At 73.9% G+C, this 23,664-nt stretch carries 21 protein-coding genes; 5 read left to right on the top strand and 16 right to left on the bottom strand.

All coding sequences use genetic code 11. From position 1 onward, the window contains the following. Positions 1 to 41 precede the first annotated feature (41 nt). The 4 genes from AC0B61_RS23155 to AC0B61_RS23140 form a co-directional block, all read right to left on the bottom strand. The gene (locus AC0B61_RS23155) at positions 42 to 800 is read right to left on the bottom strand and encodes a MerR family transcriptional regulator (RefSeq protein WP_471742630.1); all 759 of its coding nucleotides are present in this window, start codon (positions 798 to 800) and stop codon (positions 42 to 44) included. Between the two features lie 245 nt (positions 801 to 1,045). Continuing rightward, a complete protein-coding gene (locus AC0B61_RS23150) occupies positions 1,046 to 2,125 on the bottom strand; it encodes an isopenicillin N synthase family dioxygenase (RefSeq protein ID WP_471742629.1) in 1,080 nt (359 codons plus the stop codon). Between the two features lie 397 nt (positions 2,126 to 2,522). Beyond that, a complete protein-coding gene (locus AC0B61_RS23145) occupies positions 2,523 to 3,170 on the bottom strand; it encodes a response regulator (protein WP_471742628.1) in 648 nt (215 codons plus the stop codon). Continuing rightward, positions 3,122 to 4,585 (bottom strand): sensor histidine kinase, encoded by a 1,464-nt coding sequence (locus AC0B61_RS23140; protein ID WP_471742627.1) that lies wholly within the window; start codon positions 4,583 to 4,585, stop codon positions 3,122 to 3,124. The genes AC0B61_RS23145 and AC0B61_RS23140 overlap by 49 nt, the downstream gene beginning before the upstream one ends. A 279-nt stretch (positions 4,586 to 4,864) precedes the next feature. On the opposite strand from AC0B61_RS23140, the gene AC0B61_RS23135 reads away from it, so the two are divergent. Further along, a complete protein-coding gene (locus AC0B61_RS23135; RefSeq protein WP_471742626.1) occupies positions 4,865 to 5,578 on the top strand; it encodes an ABC transporter ATP-binding protein in 714 nt (237 codons plus the stop codon). Positions 5,579 to 5,642: 64 nt separating this feature from the next. Continuing rightward, a complete protein-coding gene (locus AC0B61_RS23130) occupies positions 5,643 to 8,063 on the top strand; it encodes an FtsX-like permease family protein (RefSeq protein ID WP_471742625.1) in 2,421 nt (806 codons plus the stop codon). 70 nt (positions 8,064 to 8,133) lie between these two features. On the opposite strand, the gene AC0B61_RS23125 is transcribed toward AC0B61_RS23130, so the two are convergent. From AC0B61_RS23125 to AC0B61_RS23075, 11 genes are all read right to left on the bottom strand, one after another. Continuing rightward, positions 8,134 to 8,892 carry a MerR family transcriptional regulator gene (locus AC0B61_RS23125; protein WP_471742624.1) on the bottom strand — a complete coding sequence of 253 codons (759 nt, stop codon included), beginning with the start codon at positions 8,890 to 8,892 and terminating at the stop codon, positions 8,134 to 8,136. Positions 8,893 to 9,116: 224 nt separating this feature from the next. After that, a complete protein-coding gene (locus AC0B61_RS23120; RefSeq protein WP_471742623.1) occupies positions 9,117 to 10,127 on the bottom strand; it encodes a DUF2332 domain-containing protein in 1,011 nt (336 codons plus the stop codon). A 110-nt stretch (positions 10,128 to 10,237) separates the two neighbouring features. After that, a complete protein-coding gene (locus tag AC0B61_RS23115; protein WP_471742622.1) occupies positions 10,238 to 10,816 on the bottom strand; it encodes a hypothetical protein in 579 nt (192 codons plus the stop codon). Positions 10,817 to 10,852: 36 nt separating this feature from the next. Further along, on the bottom strand, positions 10,853 to 11,974 hold the full coding sequence (locus AC0B61_RS23110) for an SUKH-4 family immunity protein (RefSeq protein WP_471742621.1): 1,122 nt from the start codon (positions 11,972 to 11,974) through the stop codon (positions 10,853 to 10,855). Between the two features lie 359 nt (positions 11,975 to 12,333). Further along, positions 12,334 to 12,924 carry a DinB family protein gene (locus AC0B61_RS23105; RefSeq protein WP_471742620.1) on the bottom strand — a complete coding sequence of 197 codons (591 nt, stop codon included), beginning with the start codon at positions 12,922 to 12,924 and terminating at the stop codon, positions 12,334 to 12,336. A gap of 90 nt (positions 12,925 to 13,014) precedes the next feature. Further along, the gene (locus AC0B61_RS23100; protein WP_471742619.1) at positions 13,015 to 13,587 is read right to left on the bottom strand and encodes a dihydrofolate reductase family protein; all 573 of its coding nucleotides are present in this window, start codon (positions 13,585 to 13,587) and stop codon (positions 13,015 to 13,017) included. Positions 13,588 to 13,709: 122 nt separating this feature from the next. Beyond that, entirely contained in the window at positions 13,710 to 14,447 is a 738-nt protein-coding gene (locus AC0B61_RS23095) for an SRPBCC family protein (RefSeq protein WP_471742618.1), read from the bottom strand. Next, positions 14,444 to 15,160 (bottom strand): ArsR/SmtB family transcription factor, encoded by a 717-nt coding sequence (locus AC0B61_RS23090; protein ID WP_471742617.1) that lies wholly within the window; start codon positions 15,158 to 15,160, stop codon positions 14,444 to 14,446. The genes AC0B61_RS23095 and AC0B61_RS23090 overlap by 4 nt, the downstream gene beginning before the upstream one ends. A 96-nt stretch (positions 15,161 to 15,256) precedes the next feature. Continuing rightward, a complete protein-coding gene (locus tag AC0B61_RS23085; protein WP_471742616.1) occupies positions 15,257 to 15,784 on the bottom strand; it encodes a hypothetical protein in 528 nt (175 codons plus the stop codon). Between the two features lie 123 nt (positions 15,785 to 15,907). After that, positions 15,908 to 16,480 carry a YceI family protein gene (locus AC0B61_RS23080; RefSeq protein ID WP_471742615.1) on the bottom strand — a complete coding sequence of 191 codons (573 nt, stop codon included), beginning with the start codon at positions 16,478 to 16,480 and terminating at the stop codon, positions 15,908 to 15,910. A 231-nt stretch (positions 16,481 to 16,711) separates the two neighbouring features. Then, positions 16,712 to 16,897, bottom strand: coding sequence for a hypothetical protein (locus AC0B61_RS23075; protein WP_471742614.1), 186 nt, complete (start codon positions 16,895 to 16,897; stop codon positions 16,712 to 16,714). A 229-nt stretch (positions 16,898 to 17,126) separates the two neighbouring features. Here AC0B61_RS23075 and AC0B61_RS23070 point away from each other — a divergent pair, with 229 nt between their 5' ends. The 3 genes from AC0B61_RS23070 to AC0B61_RS23060 all read left to right on the top strand — a co-directional run bounded on the left by AC0B61_RS23070 (position 17,127) and on the right by AC0B61_RS23060 (position 22,939). Beyond that, entirely contained in the window at positions 17,127 to 17,882 is a 756-nt protein-coding gene (locus tag AC0B61_RS23070) for a hypothetical protein (protein ID WP_471742613.1), read from the top strand. A 1-nt stretch (position 17,883) separates the two neighbouring features. After that, positions 17,884 to 19,545 (top strand): DNA polymerase Y family protein, encoded by a 1,662-nt coding sequence (locus tag AC0B61_RS23065; RefSeq protein ID WP_471742612.1) that lies wholly within the window; start codon positions 17,884 to 17,886, stop codon positions 19,543 to 19,545. 73 nt (positions 19,546 to 19,618) lie between these two features. Next, complete coding sequence (locus tag AC0B61_RS23060; RefSeq protein ID WP_471742611.1) at positions 19,619 to 22,939, top strand: error-prone DNA polymerase; 3,321 nt, start codon at positions 19,619 to 19,621, stop codon at positions 22,937 to 22,939. Positions 22,940 to 23,023: 84 nt separating this feature from the next. Here AC0B61_RS23060 and AC0B61_RS23055 read toward each other — a convergent pair whose 3' ends face one another. Next, positions 23,024 to 23,641, bottom strand: coding sequence for a hypothetical protein (locus AC0B61_RS23055; RefSeq protein ID WP_471742610.1), 618 nt, complete (start codon positions 23,639 to 23,641; stop codon positions 23,024 to 23,026). Positions 23,642 to 23,664 lie beyond the last annotated feature (23 nt).

Genomic DNA, 23,664 nt, shown 5'->3' with positions numbered 1-23,664 from the left:
TGCGGGACGCGGGCGACCGACGGTCGGTTACTGCGACCGTCCTACTCGCCGTGCTCGGGTGAGGCCGTGTCGAGGACGGCCTCACCCAACTCCTCCCGGAGCGAACGCTGGAACGCCGTGACCAGGGCCTGCGCCACCATCGGCTGGATGTGGTCCGTCAGCGCCTTCATCCGGGCCAGCTCCACCGGCGCCGGCTCGCTCTCCCGGTACGGCTTCCAGACCGTCTCCCGGAACAGCCGCTGCAACTCCCGCGCCGTCGCCCGGCTGTGCTCCAGCACCACCGCCCGGGCGGCGAGCAGCGTCTCCAGCGGGATCGGCACGTCCAGGACCCGGACGCCCAACGGCAACAGGCCCGGATCCACCCGGAACACCTCCGGGTCGCCGGTCCGCTCCAGCGCGCCCATCGCCACCAGCCGCCCGACCTGCTCCTCCGACAGCCCCCGCCCGGCCCGCCGCTCCAACTGCGCGCGCCCCAGCTCCTCGGCCGCCTCGGGCGTCCAGGAGGCCACCAGCGCCCGGTGGATCGCCAGGTCCAGCGGCGTACTGTCCTGCGGCAGCCGCGCCAGGTACCGCTCGATCGCCGCGAGCGTCAGGCCCTGCCGCTGCAACTCCTCGATCAGCTCCAGCCGGTCCAGGTGCGCCGCGCCGTACAGGCCCACCCGCCGGGGCCCCAGCTCCGGCGGCGGCAGCAGCCCCCTCGTCCCGTAGAACCGCACCGTCCGCACCGTCACCCCCGCCCGGGCCGCCAACTCGTCGACCGTCAGCCGCACCTCGCCCGTTACGGCGCCGTGCTCCCCCATCTGCTGCCTCCCGTGCTGGCACACTCCCGCTGTGACAGCAGCAGTGTGACAGTGCCGCCCGAACCGGTCCACCGGCAGCCGTCGCCCTGGTGGGGCGGGTGTGCCGGCCGCCCCTGCCCTGCGCCGGTAATGCGGCTCGGGCCGGGGCGTCCTGGTTTGGCAGGGGGGTCTTGTTTGAGCCGGGGGTCTTGGTTGGGCCGGGGCGTCGCGGTCGGCCTAGCGTGCCCCGCAGCTGTGGGGCGGGGTCAGGCGAGGGCGGCGTGGTGGCGGCGGGTGACTTCGGGGTGGGCCCGGGTGTATCCCTTCCACTCGTTGAGGCCGAAGTCGGCGAAGAGGGGGTTGTCCGGGTCCTCGGTGGCGCCGGGGGCGTGGTGGGCGAGCGGGAAGTCCAGCGGCGCGATGTGGGCGTCGAGGCGCGGGTTGTAGAAGAACGGGATGGAGAAGCGCTCACGGGCACCGGGCGGGCTGACCACGCGGTGGCTGGTGGCCTTCAGGTAGCCGTCCGTGGCCACCTCCAGCAGTTCGCCGAGGTTGACGACGAAGGCGCCGTCGAGCGGCGGGACGTCCAGGAAGGTGCCGTCCGCGCGCTCGACCTGGAGGCCGCCCACGGTGTCCTGGAGCAGCAGGGTGATGAAGCCGTAGTCCTTGTGGGCGCCGACGCCCTGGCCGGCGCCGTCCGGCGAGGTGCCGGGGTAGCGGACCAGCTTGAGGCGCAGGTGGGGGTGGCCCGCGAACGCGTCGTCGTAGAAGTCGGGGCGGGCACCGATCGCGGTGAGGAGTTCGTGCAGCAGCCGCCGGGCGACCCCACCGAGGTGGTCGATCCAGCCGAGTGCGGCGGTGCGCAGCTCGGGGAGCGCCTCGGGCCACTGGTTGGGGCCCTCCAGCCACCAGTACGGGGGCTCGCCGGTGCCGGGGACGTGCGGGGGCAGTTCGGCGCCGATGTCCAGCTGGTCGCGCCAGTCCTGGCTGCCGCCGGTGCGCTCGTCGCCGGTGCGGGTGTAGCCCCGGTAGTGGGGGGAGTTGAGGTTGCTCACGGCGAGCCGGTCGGCCTGGGGGAGCGCGAAGAAGGCGCGCATGGCCCCGGTGAGCGCGGCGGTCTCCTCCGGGGTGACGCCGTGGCCGACGAGCTGGAAGAAGCCGACGCCGGTGGCCGCGGCGCGGAGTTCGTCGTGCAGGTGGCGGCGGTCGTCCGGGCTGCCGTCGGCGAGCGAGAGGTCGATCACCGGGAGGGCGCCCGCCGGGGTGGTGCCGGAGCTGGTGCTGGTGCCTGTGCCGGAGCCGGTTTCGGAGCCGGTTTCGGATATGGGCGTGTGCTGCTGCGTCATGTGTGACATCCGCTGGGTCTCGTCCCGGCCGGCTCCGGTGGTCGACCGGGGGCGGTCGGAGCAGCGCCTGGTGCGGCTGGTGCTCCGGGGGCCGGGAGGTGGCGGCGGCCGGGTGGGGGCTGCCATTGAGGGTGGGTGGCGCGAGGTTCAGCCGGAGCGTCGACAGGACATGGTGGTCACGCGGAGCAGGTCCACGTGGCGGCGGCGAACAAGGATGAGCACGTCCCTAGACTAAATGACCCGTTCGGCGGTGGGCGAGCCCCCTGCGGCGGAGGGCCATTGGCTACTGTCGGTGAGTTCTTAGGCGGTGAAGGTGGTTGCCCGAGAGCGCCCGAGCGCCGAGTGCCCGTGTGCTCGAGCGCCCGAGTGCGATCCCTTTCACACGGCCCCTTTCAGATCAGGTGTTGTTGAGGTACGCCAGGACGGCCAGGACCCGGCGGTTGTCGTCGTCGGAGGGCTGGAGGTCGAGCCGGACGAAGATCGACGCGGTGTGCTTGGCGACCGCCCGTTCGGTGATCACCAGTTGTTGGGCGATGGCGGCGTTGGAGCGGCCCTCCGCCATCAGGGTCAGCACCTGCCGCTCGCGCGGGGAGAGCGTGGAGACCGGCCCGGCCGAGGAGTTGTGGGTGAGCAGCCGGGTGATCACCTCGGGATCCATCGCGGTGCCGCCCTGGGCGACGCGCCGGACGGCGTCGATGAACTGGGTGCCGTCCATCACCCGGTCCTTGAGCAGGTAGCCGATCCCGCCGGTGCTGCCGGCCAGCAGCTCGCGGGCGTACAGCTGTTCCACGAACTGCGACAGCACCAGGACGGGCAGGCCCGGGTGGGCCCGGCGGGCGGCCAGCGCGGCCCGCAGGCCCTCGTCCGTGAAGCTCGGCGGCAGTCGGACGTCGACCACGGCGATGTCCGGCCGGTCGGCGGCCACCGCGGCGAGCAGTTGGTCACCGTTCTCGACTGCCGCGGTGACCTTCATGCCGTTGGCCTCCAGCAGCCGGGTCAGGCCGTCCCGGAGGAGGAAGAGGTCTTCGGCGATGACAACGCGCACGGGATCTCCAGGTTCACGATGGTCGGACCACCGGGCGGGCTGCTGATCGCGAGCACTCCGTCGAAGGCGGCCAGTCGGCGTTCGGTTCCGCTGAGGCCGGTGCCCCGGGACGGGTCGGCTCCGCCGCGCCCGTCATCGGTCACCGATATCCGCAACAGCCCGTCACTGTGCCCTATCTCGATCCACACGTGCGAGGCCTCTGCGTGTTTCACCACGTTGGCCAGGAGTTCGGTGACCGCGAAGTAGACGGCCGACTCCACCGGGGCGGGTGCCCGGGCGGGCAGGGCGCCGGTGAAGGTGACCGGCAGCGGCAGGTCCAGGGCGGTCGCCTGCACCGCGTCGGCCAGCCCGCGGTCGGCGAGTACCGGGGGGTGGATGCCGCGGACCAGGTCCCGTAGTTCGCTCAGCGCCCTGACGGAGGACGTCCGGGCCTCGACCAGCAGCGGGCCCAGGGCGTCCGGGTCGTGCTTCAGCTGCTCGGCCACGGTCAGCAGCATGCCCAGGGCCACCAGCCGGGCCTGGGCCCCGTCGTGGAGGTCCCGCTCGATCCGGCGCAGCTCGGCGGCGCCGGCGTCGATGGTGTCCGCCCTGGTCCGCGCCAGGTGGCTGACCCGGCGGGCGAGTTCGGCCCGCCGCGAGGGCCCGAGCAGGGCCCGGGCGGCCCTCTCGTGGATCCGCAGGACCGGCGGAGCGGCCCACAGGGCGGCCGCGGGGGCGACGCAGAGGCCCATCGCGTAGACCATGGCCAGCGGGAAGAACGGACCGTTCCGGCCGAAGACCTCCAGGGCCAGCGGGGTCACCAGGACGATCGCTGCGGTGAGCACCACCGTGAAGCCGGTGAGCAGTGCCCAGGCCAAGTCCCGCCAGGTCGCCGGGTCGGTCAGCCAGCCGCCGGCCCGCAGCCGCTGCCAGGGGCCGAGGGCGCCGGGTGCGCGGCGGTACGGCACCGGGACCGGCCGCCCGCTCCACTTCCCGACGGTCCGCCTGCTCTCCGTCGCGATCCAGCGCGTGCCGAACAGTGCGAGCACCAGCAGCGAGGGCGCCAGCCAGAGCGAGACGGACCGGCCGCCGGGCGCCGCACCGCCGTAGAGGTGCGTCGCCATCACCGCGAGCGTGCCCGGCGCGAACAGGGCGGCCCCGACCGCCCGGCCGCCGCCCCCGGTGGCCCAGCAGAGCGCCCAGAGGGCGACCGGAGCCATCGGCACCGCCAGGACGAGCGCGCCGCCCGGCCCGAACGGCCGGGACTCGTCGGGGCCGAACAGCGCTGCGGCCAGCAGCACCGGGCCGGCCAGCAGCGCGATCAGTCCGGTCACGGCCATCGTGACGAGGTACCAGGCGCGCACCCCGTCCACGCAGGCCCGGCCCACCCGCCGAGCCTCCCGACCCGCCACGCCCGTACCCGTTCCCGCCGTCATGACGCGCCCCCTCTCCGTTTCCGAGCCCCCGTCCGGAGGCCTTGGAGCATCCGGTCCCGAAGCCCCCGCGGAGCCCGGGTCCGATCTTTCGGTGGCTCAGTCTGCCCGGCCGGGGCGGCCGGCGCTCTAGGCCTGAACACCCAGTTCGGGGTGTACCTGGATACACCTCCGAGAGGCCGTCCAGACGGCTGTCAGCACCCTCGTCGCACTCCGTAGCGTCATGTCCCGTCAGCCGGTCCCGGGTTCACCCGGTGCCGGACCCAGAACAGTGGAGGGCCCGTGAACGCGCCGATCATCCGGATCCGCGGCGTCAGCAAGACGTACGACCGATCCGATGCCGCCCGCCCCGCCCTGGCCGGGCTCGACCTGGAGGTACGGGCCGGTGAGGCGCTGGCCGTGCTCGGCCGCTCGGGCAGCGGCAAGTCCACCCTGCTGAACCTGATCGCCGGCCTCGACCGGCCGAGCGAGGGCGAGGTCGAGGTGGACGGCGTGGCCGTCCACGGGCTGGGCGAGACGGCGCTGGCCGAGTACCGGCGGCGGCGGATCGGCATGGTGTTCCAGTTCTTCAACCTGCTGGACGACCTGAACGTCGAGGACAACGTGCTGCTCCCGGCACAGCTGGCCGGGATGCGGCGGGAGCAGGCCCGGGCCCGGGCCGGGGAGCTGCTGGAGCGGCTGGGGGTGGCCCGGCACGCGAAGGCCTTCCCCGGCCGGCTCTCGGGCGGCGAACGGCAGCGGGTCGCGGTGGCCCGGGCGCTGATGAACCGTCCACCGCTCCTGCTGGCCGACGAGCCCACCGGCGCGCTGGACACCGCCTCGGCCGCCGACGTCCGCGACCTGCTGCGCGGGCTCAACGCGCAGGGCCAGACGATCCTGCTGGTCACCCATGACACCGCGCTCGCCGAGGCCTGCGCCGACCGGACGATCGAGCTGCTCGACGGCCGGCTGGTGCGGGACACGGCGGCCGTGGCGACCTCCGGGGGAGTGCAGTGAGCGGGCGGAACGACGGACGGCGCGAGCGGGCGCAGGCCCCGGCCGGGCGAAACGGGGTGGACGCATGAGCGCGCTCGGCAAGGTGGTCCGGGCCGGGGTGGGCCGCAAGCGGGTGCAGACCCTGGTCATGGTGCTCACCACGATGATGTCGGTGACGGCGTGCATCCTCGCGGTCGGGCTGCTGGTCGCCGCCCAGGGCCCGTACCAGCGCTCCTTCGCCGACCAGCACGGCGCGCACCTCAACGTGCTGTACGACCCGGCCAAGGCGAGCCCCGCCCAGCTGGCCGCGGCAGGTCACGCACCCGGTGTGACGGCCTCGGCCGGCCCGTACCCGGCGGTCACCGTGCAGCCGCGCTCGGGCCCGGACACCACGTTCCCGCTGCCCGGCACGCTGCTCCCGCCGACGACGCTGGTCGGCCGGGCGATGGACGGCCCGATGGACGGCCTGCGGATCACCATGGGCCGCTGGGTCGAGGACCCCGGCGAGGTGGTGTTCCTGGACGGCCACTCCCCGCTCGCCGTCGGCGACAGCATGCGGTTCCCGGACCTGCCCGGGCAGCCGACGCTCAAGGTCGTGGGCCTGGCCGCCTCCGTCTCCTGGAGCGCGGACGGCTGGGTCGCCCCCGAGCAGGTCGCCGGGCTCGCCGCGCCCGGCACGACGCCCGCCGCCCAGTACCTCTACCGCTTCGCCCGTGCCGGCACCGACGCCGAGGTGGAGGCCGACCACGCCGCGATCGCCGCCGCGGTGCCGGCCGGCGCGCTCACCAGGGCGACGTCCTACCGGCCCGTCCAGGCGGAGGCCAACCGGACGGCCTCGACGTTCGTCCCGTTCGTCACGGCCTTCGGGCTGCTCGGCCTCGCCATGTCGGTGCTGATCATCGGCGTCGTGGTCAGCGGCGCAGTCACCGCCGCCACCCGCCGGATCGGCATCCTCAAGGCCCTCGGCTTCACCCCGGCCCAGGTGGCGCGCGCCTACGTCGGCCAGGCGCTGATCCCGGCCGGAGTCGGCACGGCGCTGGGAGTGCTCGGGGGCAACCTGCTCTCCGTGCCGGTCCTCGGTCTGGCCCACAAGGCCCTGCGCGGCGGCCTGCTGGGCATCCCGCTCTGGGTGGACCTCGCGGTCCCGGCGGCCGCCCTGGCCGCCGTGACGGGCACCGCGTTGGCGCCCGCGCTGCGGGCCGGACGGCTGCGCACGGTGGAGGCACTCGCGGTCGGCCGGACGGCGCCGGGCGCCAAGCGGGCGGCTGCGGCTTCGGCTGCGGCGCCCCCAGGCACTCCGGGCACCCGGGGCCGGACCGGGACGGCCGGCCTCCTGACGCGGCTGCAGAACGGGCTCGGCCGACTGCCGGTGCCGCGGGCGCTGAGCCTCGGGCTGGCGGGACCGCTCAACCGGCCGGGCCGTTCGGCGACCACGGCGGCCGCGGTGGTGCTCGGCACCGCCGGGGTCACCCTCTGCGTCGGCCTGACGCTCTCCCTCGGCCTGGTCCAGGACGGCCTGGAGGCCGGCCACGGCGGCAAGGTCGTGGTCCAGGCCCCGATGGAGGGCCCCGCCAAGCCCGCCGACCAGGTGGACGAGGCGGCGGTGGCCAAGGCGATCGAGGGCCGCCCGGGCACCCGGGCCTGGTACAGCAGCGTCCCGGCGCCGGTGGCCGTGGCCGGCGACACCGGGCGCTCCGAGGTGGTCGCGTTCAGCGGCGACGCCTCCTGGGGCGGCTACCAGCTGGTCTCCGGACGCTGGTTCCGCGGCCCCGGCGAGGTCGTGGTGGGCACCGCCTACCTCCGTGCCAACCAGGCGAAGGTCGGCGACACCGTCAGCCTCACCGACCACGGGCGCAGCACGCCGGCGAAGATCACCGGCGAGGTCCTGACCACCGGTGACTTCGTGTTCGTGGACCGGGCCGCGCTGGCCCCGCTCGGCAGCACCGTCGCCGCCGAGGCGATCACCTTCCGCATCGACCTCACCCCGGGCACCGACGCGAAGGCGTACGCCGACGCGCTCGACGGCGCGGTCCGGTCGATGGGGCTGGGCGCCGAGCCGGGCGAGCAGCAGATCAACATCGTGGTGCTGGCGATGAACACCCTGGCGGGGACACTCACCCTGCTGCTCGCCGTGGTCGCCGGGCTCGGGGTGCTCAACACCGTGCTGCTGGACACCCGAGAGCGGGTGCACGACCTCGGGGTGCTCAAGGCACTCGGGATGTCGCCCCGGCAGACCGTCGGCATGGTGCTCACCTCGGTTTGCGGCAGCGGGCTGGCGGCCGGCCTGATCGGGGTGCCGATCGGGATCCTGGTGCACCACCAGGTGATGCCCGCGATGGCCCGCGCCGCCGGGATAAGGGTGCCCGACGCGGACCTCGGGGTGTTCGACCCGGCGGTGGTGGGGCCGCTGATACTCGGCGGCCTGGTGCTGGCGCTCCTGGGCGCCGCCCTCCCCGCCACCTGGGCGGCCCGGACCAGGACGGTCACGGCGCTGCGGACGGAGTGATGGCGGGGGTGACGGCTGCGAGCGGCGGCTGGGAGTGGCGGCAGAGGGGAACGCCCCTCCGCCGGGCGGGTCAGGTCAGCCGCGCCGCCGCGTACGCCTCCATGGCGGCACGCTGGTACGCGGCCAGGCCCGGAGCGATGGCCTCGTACGCGGCGTTCCACTGCTCGTTCCCGGTGCAGGAGCGTGCGATCGCCAGGTACTCCACCGTCGGGACCGGCCGGATCTCGCAGAGCACGCGGTACTCCCCGTCGATCAGGCTCTGCACGGGCTCGGCGTCCGCCGGGTGGTCGGCCGCCAGCAGCTCCGCCATGCGGATCATGCGCTCGGTCCGCTCGCGCTGCCCGGCCTCGATCTCGGCCGGGCTCATCGCGGCGGTCGCGCGCCGGGCTGCCTCGGCGTGCTCGGGGAAGTCGCGCAGGCTCTCGTCGACGTCGGCGGGCTGGATGCCCTCGAACAGGTTCTCGGGTCGGTTGATGGTCATGGCAGTGCCGTCCTTGCGGGAGCGTTCCAGGTCCGCGATCGTGCGGGACACGGTGCCGGCCAGGGCGTCCAACCGGTCCCGTTCGGAGACCAGCCGCCGGTGGTGGCCCCGGAGGGCGTCCAGCTCGTCCACCTGGTCGCCCAGAATCCGGGCGACCTCGGCCAGCCCCACGCCCAGCGCCCGCAGCACGAGGATCTGCTGCAGCTGCAACAACTGTCGTTCCTCGTAGTAGCGGTGGCCGTTGGAGCCGATCCAGGCCGGGGGCAACAGCCCGATCTCGTCGTAGTGCCGCAGAGTCCGGGCAGTCACCCCGGACATCCGGGCGACGTCCGCAATCGGCCAGGCCATGGCTACCTCCTCGCTTCCGAGTCCCTGCGTCACCGAGTCCCAGAGCCGTACGTTCGTCGGACCAGGGCCGGTTCCTCCGGCCCTGGTCACGACGGTAGAGGCTGCCGCTGCGGCAGCTTCAAGCCCGGATTCACGCCTGGATCCAAGCCCGGATTCACGCCTGGATCCAAGCCCGGATTCACACACCTGGATCCAAGCCCGGATCCAAACCCGGACTTCCGGGGTCAGCCCAGGGCGGCGCCGAACCAGTCCAGGGACTGCCCGTGCGGCCCGGTGAACGCCACCGGCCGCTCGTCCAGGGCGAGGGCGAACAGCCCGGATCCGGCCGCGGCCGGGCGGGGGAGGCGCCGGGCGACGGTCGGCAGCACGGGCACCGCCTCGTTGGAGATCCAGTGCCCGGGCAACTCGCGCACGGTCGCCGCGAACTCCTCCCGCGCCTGCGGCGGCAGGTAGGCGAGGACGGCGCTGTGGAACACCACCGGGGTCGCCCCCGCCGGCGCCTGCGCCACCAACTCCCGTACCGTCGCGTTGAGATCGCCGCGCACCAGCAGCGGCGGGGCGGCCCGGGCGACCCGGACGGCGCCGCGCAGCCGCTCCAGCCGGTGGGTCTGCTCCGGCCACACCAGCGACTCCAGCCAGCGCATGTCGTCCTCGGCGCGGACGTCCAGCGGGTTGAGGTCGATCCCGGCCCGCCACACCACCTCGGGCAGTTGCTCCCGCAGCGACGCCGGGAGCGGCACCGGCCCGCTCACCGTGCAGTCCAGCGTCACCGGGCTCGCCGCCGCGCCGAACTCGGCGACCACGGCGGACGCCCCGTCCGCCGACCGGTACCGGTAGCGGTACCGGTCCGGGTACAGGCAGAGGCCGGCCGAGGCGCCCACCTCGATCAGCGCGAGCGGCTGCGGCAGCGTCGCCAACAGTGGCAGCAGGGTGGCGCAGCGGCCCGCCTCGTTGGTCTGCGTCCGCCGCGCCAGCATCGTCGCCGACGCCTCGTCCCAATGGCCCGCCACCCAGTCACGGAAGGCCGGCCAGCCCGCCGTCACCGGCCCGCCCAGGTGGCGGACGGCGCCGAACAGCAGGTTCGGCTGCCGCTTCGCGGCCGGCAGTCCGTCCAGCAGGGCGAGCAACCGCCCGTCCCCGGCGACGCGTTCGGCCAGGTCCTGGTAGCTCGCAGAGTTGCCGCGAGCCTCCTGTTCCGCGAACGCGCGGTAGAGGTCCCCCGTATCGCTGTGCATCTCTCACATGTCCCTTCAGGTGATCGAACCGGCACAGCCTACGCTCGGCCCACCGCGCCCCCGCCGTCCACCTCACCTGCCTTCCCGGCCCCCTTTCCGGCCGCCTTTCCTCAGTCGTCGGCGGCGACCAGCAGGGTGAGGACACCCGCACGACGATCGACGAGAACGAGTTCGTGGAACTCGATGTGGACGCGGCCGTAGTCGTGGTGCGCCTCGTCGGGGAGGTCCCCCAGTGCATACCGGCTCGTTGCCTGGCGGATCGGTGTATAGACCATGTCCTGCAGTCGTTCGTCGAGTTCGGCGGGGACTCCCGCGCCGTCAGCGGCCCATGAACCGATCACGGCAGTGGCGGTCACCTCGTCGACGGCCAGGTAGGTGTCCGGAGTGATGTGGTCTGACCACCACGGTCCATGGCGCGGCTCGTGCCACACGCCGGCCCCGTCGTACGTGTCCCGGAACTCCGGATGTGCGATCAGGGCGGTCAGCAGTGCCTTGTCGTCTGGCGCGTTGTCTGGCGCGTTGTCCGGCGCGTCGGATGGCCCGTCGTCTGGCGCGTCGGACGGCAGGTGGAAACGCTTCATCTGGACCCACCGGTACCCGTGCCCCTGCCCGTCAGGGAAGGCGAAGTCCCGGAAGTTGATGAAGGGGCTGTCCACGTAGGTCAGCGTCAGCGTGGCTATCGACGGCATGCCGGTCAGTATCTGCCCGGCCGCGCCCGGCTCCGGTCAGCCGAGCAGGCCGCCCATGTGCCCGTCTTCGGCGAGGAGCCGCCAGGAGCAGCCGGGCGAGGCGAACGCCTCCGGGTCGACGGCCTCCACCAGCTGGTCCACGACCGTGCTCAGCAGGGACTGCGGGTCGAACACCGCCCAGGCGTCCCGGCCCCGGCCGTAGTCCCAGCGCTCCCACTCGGCGCGCAGCCGCTCGTACGTCCAGAGGGCGTAGAGCAGCGCGGACAGGTCCCGGTTCAGGTAGGCCTCGGGCTGGCCGTCGTCGTACCAGTCCGGCAGTTCCAGCCGGCCGGTGGCGCCGTCCAGGGCGATCGTGAGGTCGGTCGGCCAGTCCCCGAGGGCGATGAAGTCCCGCTGGTACGGGCGTTCCTCCTCGCCGTCGAAGTACTCCGGGTACGCCTCGCCCATGGTGACCAGCGGCTCCTCGCACACCCCGAACATCGCCCCGCCCACCGGCAGCCCGACCTCGGTCAGCAGCCGTCGGGTCGGCTCGTGCAGCAGGGCGGCGGGCAGGTACTCGGACCGGAAGCGGTGGACCTCGCCGGGGCCGTCGTCCTCGTCCGTCAGCGCCGCGAGCTCCGCCACCAGCTCCGGGCCGACCTCGTAGGCGGGCCCGTCAGGACCGCCCGGCAGCGCACCCCAGCCCAGCGCGTGCACCAGCAGGGCGGTGCCCCAGTGGGCCGGCGGCGTGGTGCCGTCCCCGAACAGCCCGGGATCGATCTCCCGCATCCGCTGCTCGGCCCCCGCCATCACCTCGGCCACCACCGCCGGCCCGCGCCGCCCGTCCAGTGCCTCCGGCCGCCGGGCCGCCCCGGCCACCGCCTCCACCTCCCGCACCAGCCCGGCCAGCGCGGTCAGATCGGAGGCCAGCAGGTCCCGTCGCGGGCCGCCGTTGTCCAGGAAGACTTCGCCGGTGGTGCCGTCCAGCAGCACCAGGTTGCCGACGGCGGCGAAGGGCGTGCAGTAGTCCGTCTCGCCGAGGACGACGAGCCGCTCGGCATCCGACGGGAACGGCCGCAGCGCCCCGAAGTCCAGGAACGCCCCCGTGGCGGGCAGCTCCTCCCGCGCCAGGAACTCCCGGCTCCCGACGTGCACCACCGCACTCGGCAAACCCGCCACCTGCTCACACCCCACGTATCCCACCCCTCCCCGGCCCTGACCCCCAGACCCTAGCGGCACCGCCGGACATCGCCACGCCGGTTTCGCCCCGGAGACGGGGGAGGGGCGCGGCGGCGGGGAGGTTCCGCCACGGAGGAATCCGCGCGACGCCCAGTACTCGCGCCTCACCCTCGCCCTGCCCTCACCCTCGCCCCTGCCCTCACCCTCGCCCTGCCCTCACCCTCGCCCTACCCGACCGCCGGAACCTCCGTCAGGCGGACGGAACCCGCGCCCGGTGAACGGCACGCCCCCGGACCCGCCCCCGTCGCCCCGCGCCTGCGCCCCTCCGACAGGTCCGCCCGGGCACCATGCCCGGCCGGTCAGCCGAGTCCGCCGGCCTCCCGGGCCGCCTGTTCCACGCGGTCGTGGTGGGCCTGCCACCAGTGCGCGTCGCCGTCGGCGGTGTTGGCGCCGTCGGGGCGCTGGCCGGTGGCGCCGTCGACGAGTTCGCGGACCAGGTCGGCGTGGCCGACGTGGCGGTGGGTCTCGGCGATCAGGTGGACGAGGACCCGGTGCAGGGTCTGTCGCGGCCGGTCGCCGAACGGCAGCTCGCCGGTCGCGTCGAGTGGCAGCGCTTCGATGGTGGCGTCCGCGTGCGCCCAGATCCGCCGGTAGCGCCCGACGATCTCCTCGGTGGTCTCGTCCGCCCGCGCCCACAGGTCTGCGTTCGGTTCGGCCTGGCCGAGGAACCACAGCGGGGTCGGTTCCGGGAAGGGCCGGCCGAAGGTCTCGCCGAGGTACAGCGCCTCGGCCCCGGTGACGTGCTTGACCAGGCCCAGCAGGTTGGTCCCGGTCGGGGTGAGGGGGCGGCGCAGGTCGTATTCGGGGAGGCCGTCGAGTTTCCAGAGCAGGGCGTCGCGGGCGTCCTGGAGATAGATCCGCAGGTCGGTCTTGTCGTCCGTCACAGTCATGGGATCAGTCTGGTGATCACGGGGGGACTGTCCATCGGTTTCCCTTCACGGTGATTGACGAGACGTCAATCACCGTGAAGGGGGCGGAAATCAGCGGACCACGTCGAAGACCTGCTTCTGCAGGCCGTTGGAGTAGGTCTCGTGCTCGACCAGCTTCAGCTTCTGGGCGTCCTTGTCCGTGGTGCTGAACAGGCGCTTGCCGGCGCCGAGCAGCAGCGGGTAGACGAGCAGGTGGTAGCGGTCGATCAGGCCGGCGTCCGAGAGGGCGTGGTTCAGGGTGGCGCTGCCGTGGACGATGATCGGGCCGCCCTCGGTCTCCTTCAGCGCGCCGACCTCGTCGATCGAACGCAGGATGGTGGTCTCGCCCCAGTTCGGGACCAGGTCGTCGTCGGTGAGGGTGGTGGAGACGACGTACTTCGGCATGGTCTTGTAGCGGGGGAACTCCGCCATGTCCGGCCACACCGGGCTGAACGCCTGGTAGCTGACCCGGCCCAGCAGCATCGCGGTGGCCTCCTCCTGCTCCCGTCCCTTGATCTCGAACGCCTCGGGGACGAACTCGACGTCCTTGAAGGTCCATCCGGAGTTCCGGTAGCCGGGCTCGCCGCCGGGGGCCTCGACGACGCCGTCGAGCGAGATGAAAGCGGTGCTGATCAGGGTGCGCATGGGTGATCCCTCAGTTCTCGTGCAGGTCTGCGGGTCTGCGGGGTTGTATCTGCGGGGTTGTATCTGCGGGGTTGGAAGGGGGTGGTAAGTCCGGCTGCGTCTGCGGGACTTGTGCCCTTGGGTCAGTCGAGGAGCCCGGTCAGCCACCGCTGCCAGGCCGCTTCGGCTCCGTCCGACGACGGGGCGAAGAGGTGGTGGAACATCAGCATCAGCCCCGAGCCGTGGTGGAAGGCATAGAGCCCGTCGGCGGTGCGGACTTCGAAGCGCTCGTCGTCGGCCCAGACCACCTCGCCGTCCAGCGGCGGCAGTCCGGACGGCTCGCCGTGGGCCCGCGCGCCGACGGCGACCGGGAGCGGCAGCGACAGGGCGTCGGCGAGGGCCGCGCGGACTTCCCGCTCCGGCCGTCCGGCGGACGGTGCGGCGGCGAAGACGGGGACGGCGGTGCGCCCCGGGAAGTGGGCCAGGTACTCGCGGAGCGTGTGGAGGTGGAAGGGCCAGCCGCGGCGCAGCGCGTCGTACTCGTCCTGCCAGTCGTCGCCGAGCAGGCCGCTGTGGACGACGCGGAGCACGGTGGCGGCGCCGTCCCGGCCCTCGATGAGGTACTCGAAGGCCATGAAGCGGCCGTCCGCGGTGGTGGCCGTGCGGGTGGCCAGGCGCTTCCCGGGCTCGTAGGCGGTGATCACCGCCTCCTCGCGGTGGCCCCCGGTCTCCATGGTCGCGGTGCCGCCCTCGCGCGGGTCCAGCTCGTTGCGGCCCATGAACCAGGAGTCGATCCCGGGCCCGGTGGCGATCGCCTCCCAGACCTGCTCCGGGCTCGCCGGCAGGGTGGTCTCCAGCTCGATCTCGAACGGGTGCGTCATCGTGGGGTCTCCTGGTTGGGTCCGGTCCCGGTGCTCTCCGGCCCGGCTCCGCTCGGGCCGGACCCGGTCGTCGCAGGCTCCGCTTCGCTCGGCCCGGCTCCGTTCGTCTCCGGTGCGGTGGCGGGCGCCGCCGGCGCCGCGGGGATCTGGTGGAGCCCGACGACCACCCGGTGGCTGCGGCCCTCGGCGGCGGACTCGTCGTGGTAGCGGGCGACGAGGGTCGCCACGGCCTGGGCCAGTTCTTCGGCGAAGGCCGTCCGGTCGGCGGCGGAGGCGAACCGTACCTGGGCGTCGATACCGAAGGTGGCGACCCGCTGCCGGGCTCGGGTGGCGCCGCTCAGCAGGGTTCCGACCTCCTGGACCAGCCGGGAGCCCAGGGCGAGCAGCCAGCGGGCGGAGAGCTGGTCGGGGGAGCGGGCGGGGTCCGGGCTGATGGCGGCCAGGACGCTGGGGGAGATCACGTAGGAGGCCGCGGTGGCGCGGTACACCCGTTCGGTGACGTTGCCCTTGCGTCGTTCCTCGGCGAGCTCGACGAGGTTGTGCCGTTCCAGTTCCTTCAGGTGGTAGTTGACCTTCTGCCGGGGCAGGCCCAGGCGGGTGGCCAGCATGGCGGCCGAGCCGGGCTCGGCGAGGGCGGCGAGGATCCGGGACCGTATCGGGTCCAGGGACGCCTCGGCCGCGGCGGGTTCTTCGATCACGGCGACGTCCAGCACCCTTCCAGCCTCCAACCGACAAAAAAATTTGTCAAGGAAAAATAGTCTGTCGGTACCCCGGTCGGTCGAACCCCTTCGCCCGTCCGGCGGCGGCTGTCAGCGACCAGGATTCGGCGGTTCGGCGGGACGCGTGCGCTGCCGCACTGTGGCCGGGATGATCCGGTAGTCCCGCTGGAAGACGAGGTTGTGCACCTCCGCAGACGCGATCTCCCGGAAGGTCGTCAGTTTCGCGGCGGCCTGCTCCTCGGTGAAGACGTTGAGCGGCCAGTCGTGCACGGTGCCTCCGCGCAGATGCGGGTGGTGGAACTCGGCGCCGTAGAAGGCGTGCAGGGTGATCGGGTCGATGCCCGCAGCCCGCTGCTCGGGCCACGTCAGGGCCCAGATCGCGTCGACGCCGTCCTGGGTCGAGCGGATCCCGGTGGCCAGGATCTCTCCGGTTCCAAGGAGCAGGTCCGCATTGATCTCGCTGAGCGCCTGCCGCGCGTAGGGGTCGAGGAGCGGTACCGCTTCGGCGAAGAGCCGCTCCTTGTCCTGACGGGACACCGCGTTTCCGTGCGTGCCGTCGCGCAGGTCGGCGAAGTGCCTCAGAAGCTCTGCGGTGTGGCCGGGGCGGGACGCGTCCATGGGCTTCTCCTCGCTGACCGCGTGGTGCCATCGTCCGATCGTGGAGCGCGAAGGCGGCTTCGGGCAGGGCTTCGGGCAGGGTGGCTTCGGTGCTGGCGCCGCTTCGGTGCCGGCGCGCGCGTGTCAGGCGGCCGGTGCGGTGGTGTCGAGGACGGCCTCGATGTCGACGACGACGTCGACGGTGTCGCTGACGACGACGCCGCCACGGTCGACCGTGTCGTTCCAGCTGACGCCGAAGTCATGGCGGTTGATGCGGGATTGGGCGACGAAGCCGGCGCGGCGGCGGGTGCCGAGGTTCCGGCCGTCCTCCCACCACGGGGTGTTCCACTGGCCGAGGTAGGTCACGTCGAAGGTCACCGGGCGGGTGGTGCCGCGGATGGTGAGGTTGCCGGTGACCTCGTACTCGGTCGCGCTGACCTGCTGGATGCGCGATCCGGTGAACGTCCAGGTCGGATGGTGTTCGACGTCGAAGAAGTCGGCGCTGCGCAGATGGGCGTCGCGCTCGGGCTGGCCGGTGTACACCTGGGTGGCGTCGATCGTCGCTTCGACGGTGGCGTGCTCCGGGGCGTCCGGATCGACCTCCAGGAAGCCGTGCACGTTCTTGAACTGGCCGCGCACGTAAGTGATCATCATGTGCCTGGCGCTGAACTCGGCCGCGGTGTGACCGGGTTCGAAGAACCATCTCGCCGTCGCCATTGGCAGCTCCTCGACGCGTTCGTCCCCTTCTGCAAGGGTAGGACGGCGGCCTGCCGGCGGCTCGGTGGTGCGCTGTGCGGATGGTCTGCGGCGGGCTGGGCACAGTGGTGGCGATCCGCCTCGACGACGAACCGGATGGCGTGACGCGGTTGTTGGAACCAAGCGATTGTTGGAACCAGGCGGTCACTCGTCACTCGGCGCATGTCTGCGGGGGGAACTGCTCGGACGTCCTCAGCTCATCAGCTCGGGGGCGAAGCAGTCACGCGGTCGAGCGGTCTTCCCGTCGCGGATGCGAAAGATCTGCACCAGCGAGACGGCCACGTCCGCAGTGAAGTTCTCGGCGAGAGCCTCGGCATTCCGGGTCAGGGCACCGGCGTAGACGTAACTCTCGAAGATCTCCTGCGGCGTTCGGGACACGGGGGCCTCCCTGGACTCGGACTCGGACTCGGACTCGGACTCGAGGGCCAGACGATCACGCAGTGACGCTTCCGGGTAGGCGAGTTCCACAGAGAGGCGCGCTTGGCCACTTAGCGTGACGGTCGCAGGTCGACACCCGATGGGGCGTCTCCGGTCAGTGGCAGGAGTGACGGGTGGGGCTGTCGAATCGGACTTGAATCTTTGCGAACGAATGTTCGATCCTGGGGTTGTGCCCGTTTTCGAATCTGTTTTCGAATCCACCGCCGAGCAGCCCGCGCGCCCAGCGCTCCGGCCGGTGGCGCTCCCGGCTGCCCTGCCGGGGGAACAACGGGAACCGGCCGACGGCCAGACGGAGACCCGGGGCCTGCTGCCGGTGCCGCCCGCCCTGCGGGAGGTGCTGCCGGACGCCGGGCTGCGGCGGGGGACCGCGGTGTCGGTGGCCGGCGGGGACTCCGGGCTGCTGCTGGCGCTCGCCGCCGGGGTGCGGGAGACCGAGGGCGGCTGGGCCGCGGCGGTCGGGCTGCCGGACCTGGGGCTGGCCGCCGCGGAGGGGTACGGGCTGGACCTGCGGCGGCTGCTGGTCGCGGACGACCCGGGGTCGCACTGGGCCGAGGTGGTGTCGGTGCTGGCCGGGGCGGTCGAACTGATCATGCTGCGCCCGGACGGCCCGGTGCCGCCGAAGCTGGCCGCCCGGCTCGCGGCGGTGTTGCGGCGCAGCGGCTGCGTGCTGCTGGTGGCCGGGCCGTGGCCGGGCGCGGCGCTGCGACTGGGGGTCCGGTCCGGGCGCTGGTTCGGGCTGGGCGACGGCCACGGGCAGCTCACCGGCCGGCAGGTGGAGGTGGTGGCCGAGGGCCGCGGCTCGGCGGTGCGCGGTCGGACGGCCCGGCTCTGGCTGCCGGACGAGCACGGCGCGGTGCGCCCGCTGCGGGAGCAGCCGCAGGCCGTGACGGAGCCGACGGAACCACGCGTCGCGGCGGTGGTCTGAGATGTCCGAGATTTCTGGGATGGCGGAGGAGCGGACCCCCCGGGTGCTGGTGGTCTGGTGCCCGGACTGGCCGGTGGTGGCCGTCACCGGCGACGACCCGGTGGCGGTGACCGAGGGCGGCCGGATCCTCGCCTGCTCGGCGGGCGCCCGGGCGGCCGGGGTGCGGCAGGGGCAGCGGCTCAAGCTGGCCCAGCGGCTCTGCCCGGCGCTGGAGCTGCGCGACCGCGACCCGGAGGCGGAGGCCCGCCGCTTCGAACCGGTGGTCGCGGCGGTGGAGGCGTTCACGCCCCGGGTGGAGGTGGTCCGCCCGGGCCTGTGCGCGATTCCGGTGAAGGGGCCGGGCCGCTACTTCGGCGGCGAGGAGGCGCTGGCCGCCAAGGTCCGGACGGCGGTGGCGGACGCCCTCGGGCAGCCGCCCGTCCCGGACGCCGTCCCGGGCGCGGTGACCGTCGAATCCCCCACACCTGAGACCCCCACCCCCGAAACCCCTGCCCCCGAAGCCCCGCGCCCAGCACCCCCGCACGCCCAGGTCGGCGTCGCCGACGGCCTGTTCGCCGCCGTGCTGGCCGCCCGTGCCGGGGTGCTGGTCCCGGCCGGGCGGACGGCGGAGTTCCTCGCCCCGTACCCGGTGAGCGCGCTGGGCGACGAGGCGCCGGCCGAGCTGCTGGGGCGGCTCGGCCTGCCCACCGTCGGGGCCTTCGCCGCGCTGCCGTCCGATGCGGTCGCGGACCGCTTCGGCCCCTCCGGGACGGTCGCGCACCGGCTGGCCCGCGGGCTGCAGCCGCGCCCGCTGGTGCCGCGCGACCAGGAGCCGGACCTCGCCGTCGAGCAGCGCTTCGACCCGCCGGAGCCGCTGGCCGAGCCGCTGGTGTTCGTCGCCCGCACGCTGGCCGAGGCGCTGCACCAGCGGCTGGCGGGGGCGGGGCTGACCTGTCGTCGGGTGGCCGTCGAAGTGGCCTGCGCGGACGGCCGGACGGCGTCCCGGCTGTGGCGGCACGAGGGGCGGCTGTCGGCGACGGCGCTGGCCGAGCGGGTCCGCTGGCAGCTCCAGGCCTGGCAGGGTGCAGGCACCTTCGAGGCTGTCGGCGAGGGCCTCGACGCCGGTTTCACCCTGCTCCGGCTGGCCCCCGACGGCCTCTCCCCGGACCAGGGCCGCCAGCTGGCGCTGTGGGGCCAGGCGGTCGCCGACGACCGGGTGGAGCGCGCGGTCGCCCGGGTGCAGGCGGTGCTCGGGCACGCCGGGCTGCGCCGGATCGAGCCGGCCGGCGGGCGTGGTCCGGGCGAGCAGGCCGTCAAGGTGCCGTGGGGCGAGCCGTACGAGGCGGCGGTGCCGGCCGACGCGCCCTGGCCGGGGCGGCTGCCGGAGGTGTGGCCGACGGTGGTGCTGCGGGAGCCCGCGCCGGTGCGGGTGCTGGACGAGGCCGGGCAGCCGGTCACGGTGGACGGCCGGGCGGGGGTGTCGGCCCGGCCGGCCCTGGTCGTGGTCCGGGGGCGGGAGGAGCCGGTGGACGGCTGGACCGGGCCCTGGCCGGCGGTCGAGTACTGGTGGGACCAGGCGCTCGCCCGCCGTCGGGCGCGGTTCCAGGTCGTGGTGGGCGGCGGCCGGGCGCTGCTGCTCACCGTGGAGGGGGGTGCGTGGTACCTGGAGGCCGGCTACGACTGATCGGCGACCGGCCAGGGGGGCAGGGCAGGGGGGCAGGGCAGGACGAACACGAGAGCGACGAAGGCAACCCCCGATGGGCTTCACCAGCCACCCCACCCTCCCCTGGAGCGAACTGCACCGCCGGCTGACCGGCGCGGCGCCGGACCGTACGGTCGTTCCGCTGCGCCGCCCCGTTGCGGCGGAGCCCCCGGCCGCCCCAAAGGACTCCGCCGAACCCTGGGCCGAACTGCACGTCCACTCCGCCTTCAGCTTCCTGGACGGCGCCAGCGACCCGGAGGACCTGGTCGCCGAGGCGGCCCGGCTGGGCGTGGAGACCCTCGCGATCACCGACCACGACGGCCTGTACGGAGCCGTCCGGCTCGCCGAGGCGGCCCGGGGCACCGGCGTGGCCACCGTGTTCGGCGCCGAGCTGACCATCCGCCGTGAACCCTCCCGCCGCGAACCGCCCCGCCGCGAACCGCCCCACCGCGAACCGCCCCACCGTGAACCACCCCACCAACCGCCCCTCCACGAACCACCCCGCCACCCCCCGGAGGAGACCGAGCACCTGCTGGTCCTCGCCCGCGACCCGGCGGGATATCGCCGCCTCTCCGCCGCGATCGCCGCCGCCCAGCTGGCCGGCGGCGTGAAGGGCCGCCCGGTGTACGACCTGGCGGCCCTGGCCGGGGCGCATGACGGCCACTGGGCGGTGCTCACCGGCTGCCGCCTCGGGCGGGTTCCCGCGGCCCTCGCCGGGAAGGGCGACCCGGAGCGCCGACTGCGCAGCCTCACCGAGGCGTTCGGCCGCGAGAACGTGTACGTCGAGCTGATCGACCAGTGGCTGCCGGGGGACGACCGGCGCAACGACGCCCTCGCCGCGCTCGCCGCCGGGCAGGGGCTGACCACCGTCGCCTCCACCAACGCCCACCACGCCGGCCCCGCCCAGGGCCGCCTCGCGCAGAGCCTCGCCGCGCTGCAGGGGCGCCGCACCCTGCAGGACGCGGTCGGCTGGACCCGGGCGGCCGGCACCGCGCACCTGCGCTCGGGCCGCGAGATGGCCGGTCGGCTGGCCCGCTTCCCGGGTGTGCAGCGGGCCACCGTCGAGCTCGGCCGCGCCTGCGCCTTCGACTTCGCCCGGCTGGACCCGGAGCTGCCGGGCTTCCCCGTCCCCGAGGGCGGGACCGAAATCGGCCACCTGCGCGCGCTGGTCGCGGCCGGCGGCCCGGCGCGCTTCGGCCCCGGCAACGCCGTCGCCCGCCGCCAGCTCGCCAAGGAGCTGGACGTGATCGAGGACCTCGACCTGGCCGGCTACTTCCTGATCGTGCACGACATCGTGGACTTCTGCCGGCGCCAGGACATCTGGTGCCAGGGCCGTGGCTCGGCCGCCAACTCGGCGGTCTGCTACGCCCTCGGGATCACCGCCGTCGACCCGATCCACTACCGGCTGCTGTTCGAGCGCTTCCTCTCCACCGCCCGCGACGGGCCGCCCGACATCGACCTGGACATCGAGAACCGCCGCCGCGAGGAGGTCATCCAGTACGTCTACGGCCGCTACGGGCGCGAGCACGCCGCCCAGGTCGCCAATGTGATCACCTACCGGCCCCGGCTGGCGATCCGCGACGCCGCCCGGGTGCTCGGCTACCCGCAGGGGCAGGTGGACGCGTTCAGCCGGCAGACCGACTTCCGCTCCGCCCCCGGGGCGGACGCCGTCATCCCCGCCGACGTGCTCTCGCTCGCCGGCCAACTCCACGGCCTGCCCCGCCACCTGGGCATCCACTCGGGCGGCATGGTGCTCACCAAGGAGCCGATCGGCGAGATCTGCCCGACCGAGTGGGCCCGGATGCCCGGGCGTTCCGTCCTGCAGTGGGACAAGGAGTCCACGGCCGGCGCCGGGCTGGTGAAGATCGACCTGCTCGGCCTCGGCATGCTCGCCGCACTGCACGACGCCTGCGACCTGATCGCCGAACACCACGGCCTGCACCACGACCTGGCCACCATCCCGGACGACGACCCGGGCGTGTACGCGATGCTGCGCCGGGCCGACACCGTCGGCGTGTTCCAGGTCGAGTCCCGGGCGCAGATGGCGACCCTGCCCCGGCTCAAGCCGGACCACTTCTACGACCTGGTGGTCGAGGTCGCGCTGATCCGCCCCGGCCCGATCCAGGGCGGGTCCGTCCACCCGTACCTGCGCCGCCGCGCCGGTGTCGAACCGGCCGGCTGCCCCCACCCGCTGATGGAGAACGCGCTCGGCAAGACTCTCGGGGTGCCGCTGTTCCAGGAGCAGATGATGCAACTCGCCATCGACTGCGCCGGGTTCAGCCCCGCCGAGGCGGACCGGCTACGGCAGGCGATGGGCGCCAAGCGCTCGCACGAGCGGGTCGCCCGGCTGCGCGATCGGCTGCTGGGCGGGATGGCCGAGCGCGGCATCCCGCCCGAGGTCGCCGAGGACGTGTACGGCAAGATCGAGGCCTTCTCCAACTACGGCTTCCCGGAGTCGCACGCGATCAGCTTCGCCTACCTGGTGTACGCCAGCGCCTGGCTCAAGTACCACTTCCCGGCGGCCTTCACCTGCGCCCTGCTGGCCAACCAGCCGATGGGCTTCTACTCGCCGCTCAGCCTGGTGGCGGACGTCCGACGGCACGGCGTGCGGGTGCGCGGGGTGGACGTCAACGCCAGCGGCGCGCGCCCCACCCTGGAGCCGTACCGGGGGCCGACCCCGACACCGCCGCTGACCGCCGGGCGCCCGCAGCCGGCGATCCGGCTCGGCCTGGAGACCGTCCGCGGCATCGGCACCCCGCAGGCCGAGGCGATCGTGGCCGGGCAGCCCTACGCCGACCTGGAGGACTTCGCCCGCCGCACCGGTCTGCCCGCTCCCGTCCTGGAGGCGCTGGCTACCGCGGGCGCCTTCGACTGCTTCGGCCTGACGCGTCGTCAAGCACTGTGGATGGCAGGGGCGTTCGCCGGGATATCGGCCGAACTGCTCCCCGGCACCACGCCCGGCGCCGAGGCGCCGGACCTGCCCGGCATGAGCCCGGTCGAGGAGACCATCGCCGACCTGTGGGCCACCGGCACCTCCGCCACCGGTCACCCGCTCCAGCACCTGCGCATCCACCTGGACCGCGGCGGCGCCCTGTCCGCCGCCCAACTGCCGGACGTGCCACCGGGAACGGCGGTGGTGGTCGGCGGCCTGGTCACCCACCGGCAGCGGCCGCCGACGGCCGGCGGGGTGCTCTTCCTCAGCCTGGAGGACGAGACCGGCCTGATCAACGTGATCTGCAGCCGACCGGTCTGGGAGTCGCAGCGCCGCACCGCCCTGGACCGGGCGGGACTGCTGGTCCACGGCCACATCGAGCGCGACCGGGGGGCGACCAACCTGATCGCCACCCGGCTCACGCCGCTCCGGATCGGCCTCTGAACGTGAGGGCCGCCCGGCTCGTTCGGATTGTTCGGCCCACCCGCCCCGTCCTGCCGCCCGCCCCATCCGCCCCGCTCAGAGGTGTCAGCCCGGGTAGCCGATCTCCGCGAGGTCCGCCGCCAGTTCCTCCAGGTCGGTGTCCGGGTTGAGCGCCGCCACCACGGCCGGGGTGAGCGGGCGCAGCGCCAGGACGTGCCCGATCGCGGCGGGGTCGAGGTCGTGCTCCGGCTCGAAGTAGTCCTCGGCCCAGGCCCGGTAGGCCTCGGCCGAGCCGTCCAGCAGCAGGTCCCACAGGTCCTCCCCGCCGCGTTCGGCGGCCACGCCATGCCAGGCGTCGTCGTCCGGTGCGCGCCAGAAGCAGACCGTCACGGTCGGCCCGTCCTCGTCCCCGAAGGCGGGTTCCTCGGCGAAGCGGCGGAACTCCTCGGGTACGGCCGCGAGCAGCTCCGGCGTGTTGGGCGCCTCGTGGTCGAAGCCGCGACCGTAGGCGCCGGCGGGGGAGAACACCACGATCCAGTCGTCGCCCTGGCCGTTGCGCATCGAGGCCAGCTCCTCGTGCTCGTCCTCGTCCCAGGAGGCGTCGAAGGAGTGGTAGCGCGACTCCCAGTCGTCCGGGCTGAGGATCGCGTCGAGCGCGGCCAGCGCGCGGCAGCGGTCGCGCAGGTCGGGGATGGCGGGCAGGCGCCCGAGCAGGTTGTCCATACCCGCCATTGAACCCCGGGGGT

The organism is Kitasatospora sp. NPDC023385 (assembly GCF_055664045.1).
The sequence above is the reverse complement of the archived record's forward strand: the minus strand, read 5'-3'. Positions and strand labels throughout refer to the sequence as shown.

What these genes read in the sequence shown, in the direction of transcription:
- AC0B61_RS23155 (WP_471742630.1), bottom strand. Translation starts at nt 800, where the DNA reads ATGGGGGAGCACGGCGCCGTAACGGGCGAGGTGCGGCTGACGGTCGAC.
- AC0B61_RS23150 (WP_471742629.1), bottom strand. Translation starts at nt 2,125, where the DNA reads ATGACGCAGCAGCACACGCCCATATCCGAAACCGGCTCCGAAACCGGC.
- AC0B61_RS23140 (WP_471742627.1), bottom strand. Translation starts at nt 4,585, where the DNA reads ATGACGGCGGGAACGGGTACGGGCGTGGCGGGTCGGGAGGCTCGGCGG.
- AC0B61_RS23130 (WP_471742625.1), top strand. Translation starts at nt 5,643, where the DNA reads ATGAGCGCGCTCGGCAAGGTGGTCCGGGCCGGGGTGGGCCGCAAGCGG.
- AC0B61_RS23125 (WP_471742624.1), bottom strand. Translation starts at nt 8,892, where the DNA reads ATGGCCTGGCCGATTGCGGACGTCGCCCGGATGTCCGGGGTGACTGCC.
- AC0B61_RS23120 (WP_471742623.1), bottom strand. Translation starts at nt 10,127, where the DNA reads ATGCACAGCGATACGGGGGACCTCTACCGCGCGTTCGCGGAACAGGAG.
- AC0B61_RS23115 (WP_471742622.1), bottom strand. Translation starts at nt 10,816, where the DNA reads ATGCCGTCGATAGCCACGCTGACGCTGACCTACGTGGACAGCCCCTTC.
- AC0B61_RS23105 (WP_471742620.1), bottom strand. Translation starts at nt 12,924, where the DNA reads ATGACTGTGACGGACGACAAGACCGACCTGCGGATCTATCTCCAGGAC.
- AC0B61_RS23100 (WP_471742619.1), bottom strand. Translation starts at nt 13,587, where the DNA reads ATGCGCACCCTGATCAGCACCGCTTTCATCTCGCTCGACGGCGTCGTC.
- AC0B61_RS23095 (WP_471742618.1), bottom strand. Translation starts at nt 14,447, where the DNA reads ATGACGCACCCGTTCGAGATCGAGCTGGAGACCACCCTGCCGGCGAGC.
- AC0B61_RS23085 (WP_471742616.1), bottom strand. Translation starts at nt 15,784, where the DNA reads ATGGACGCGTCCCGCCCCGGCCACACCGCAGAGCTTCTGAGGCACTTC.
- AC0B61_RS23080 (WP_471742615.1), bottom strand. Translation starts at nt 16,480, where the DNA reads ATGGCGACGGCGAGATGGTTCTTCGAACCCGGTCACACCGCGGCCGAG.
- AC0B61_RS23065 (WP_471742612.1), top strand. Translation starts at nt 17,884, where the DNA reads ATGTCCGAGATTTCTGGGATGGCGGAGGAGCGGACCCCCCGGGTGCTG.
- AC0B61_RS23060 (WP_471742611.1), top strand. Translation starts at nt 19,619, where the DNA reads ATGGGCTTCACCAGCCACCCCACCCTCCCCTGGAGCGAACTGCACCGC.
- AC0B61_RS23055 (WP_471742610.1), bottom strand. Translation starts at nt 23,641, where the DNA reads ATGGACAACCTGCTCGGGCGCCTGCCCGCCATCCCCGACCTGCGCGAC.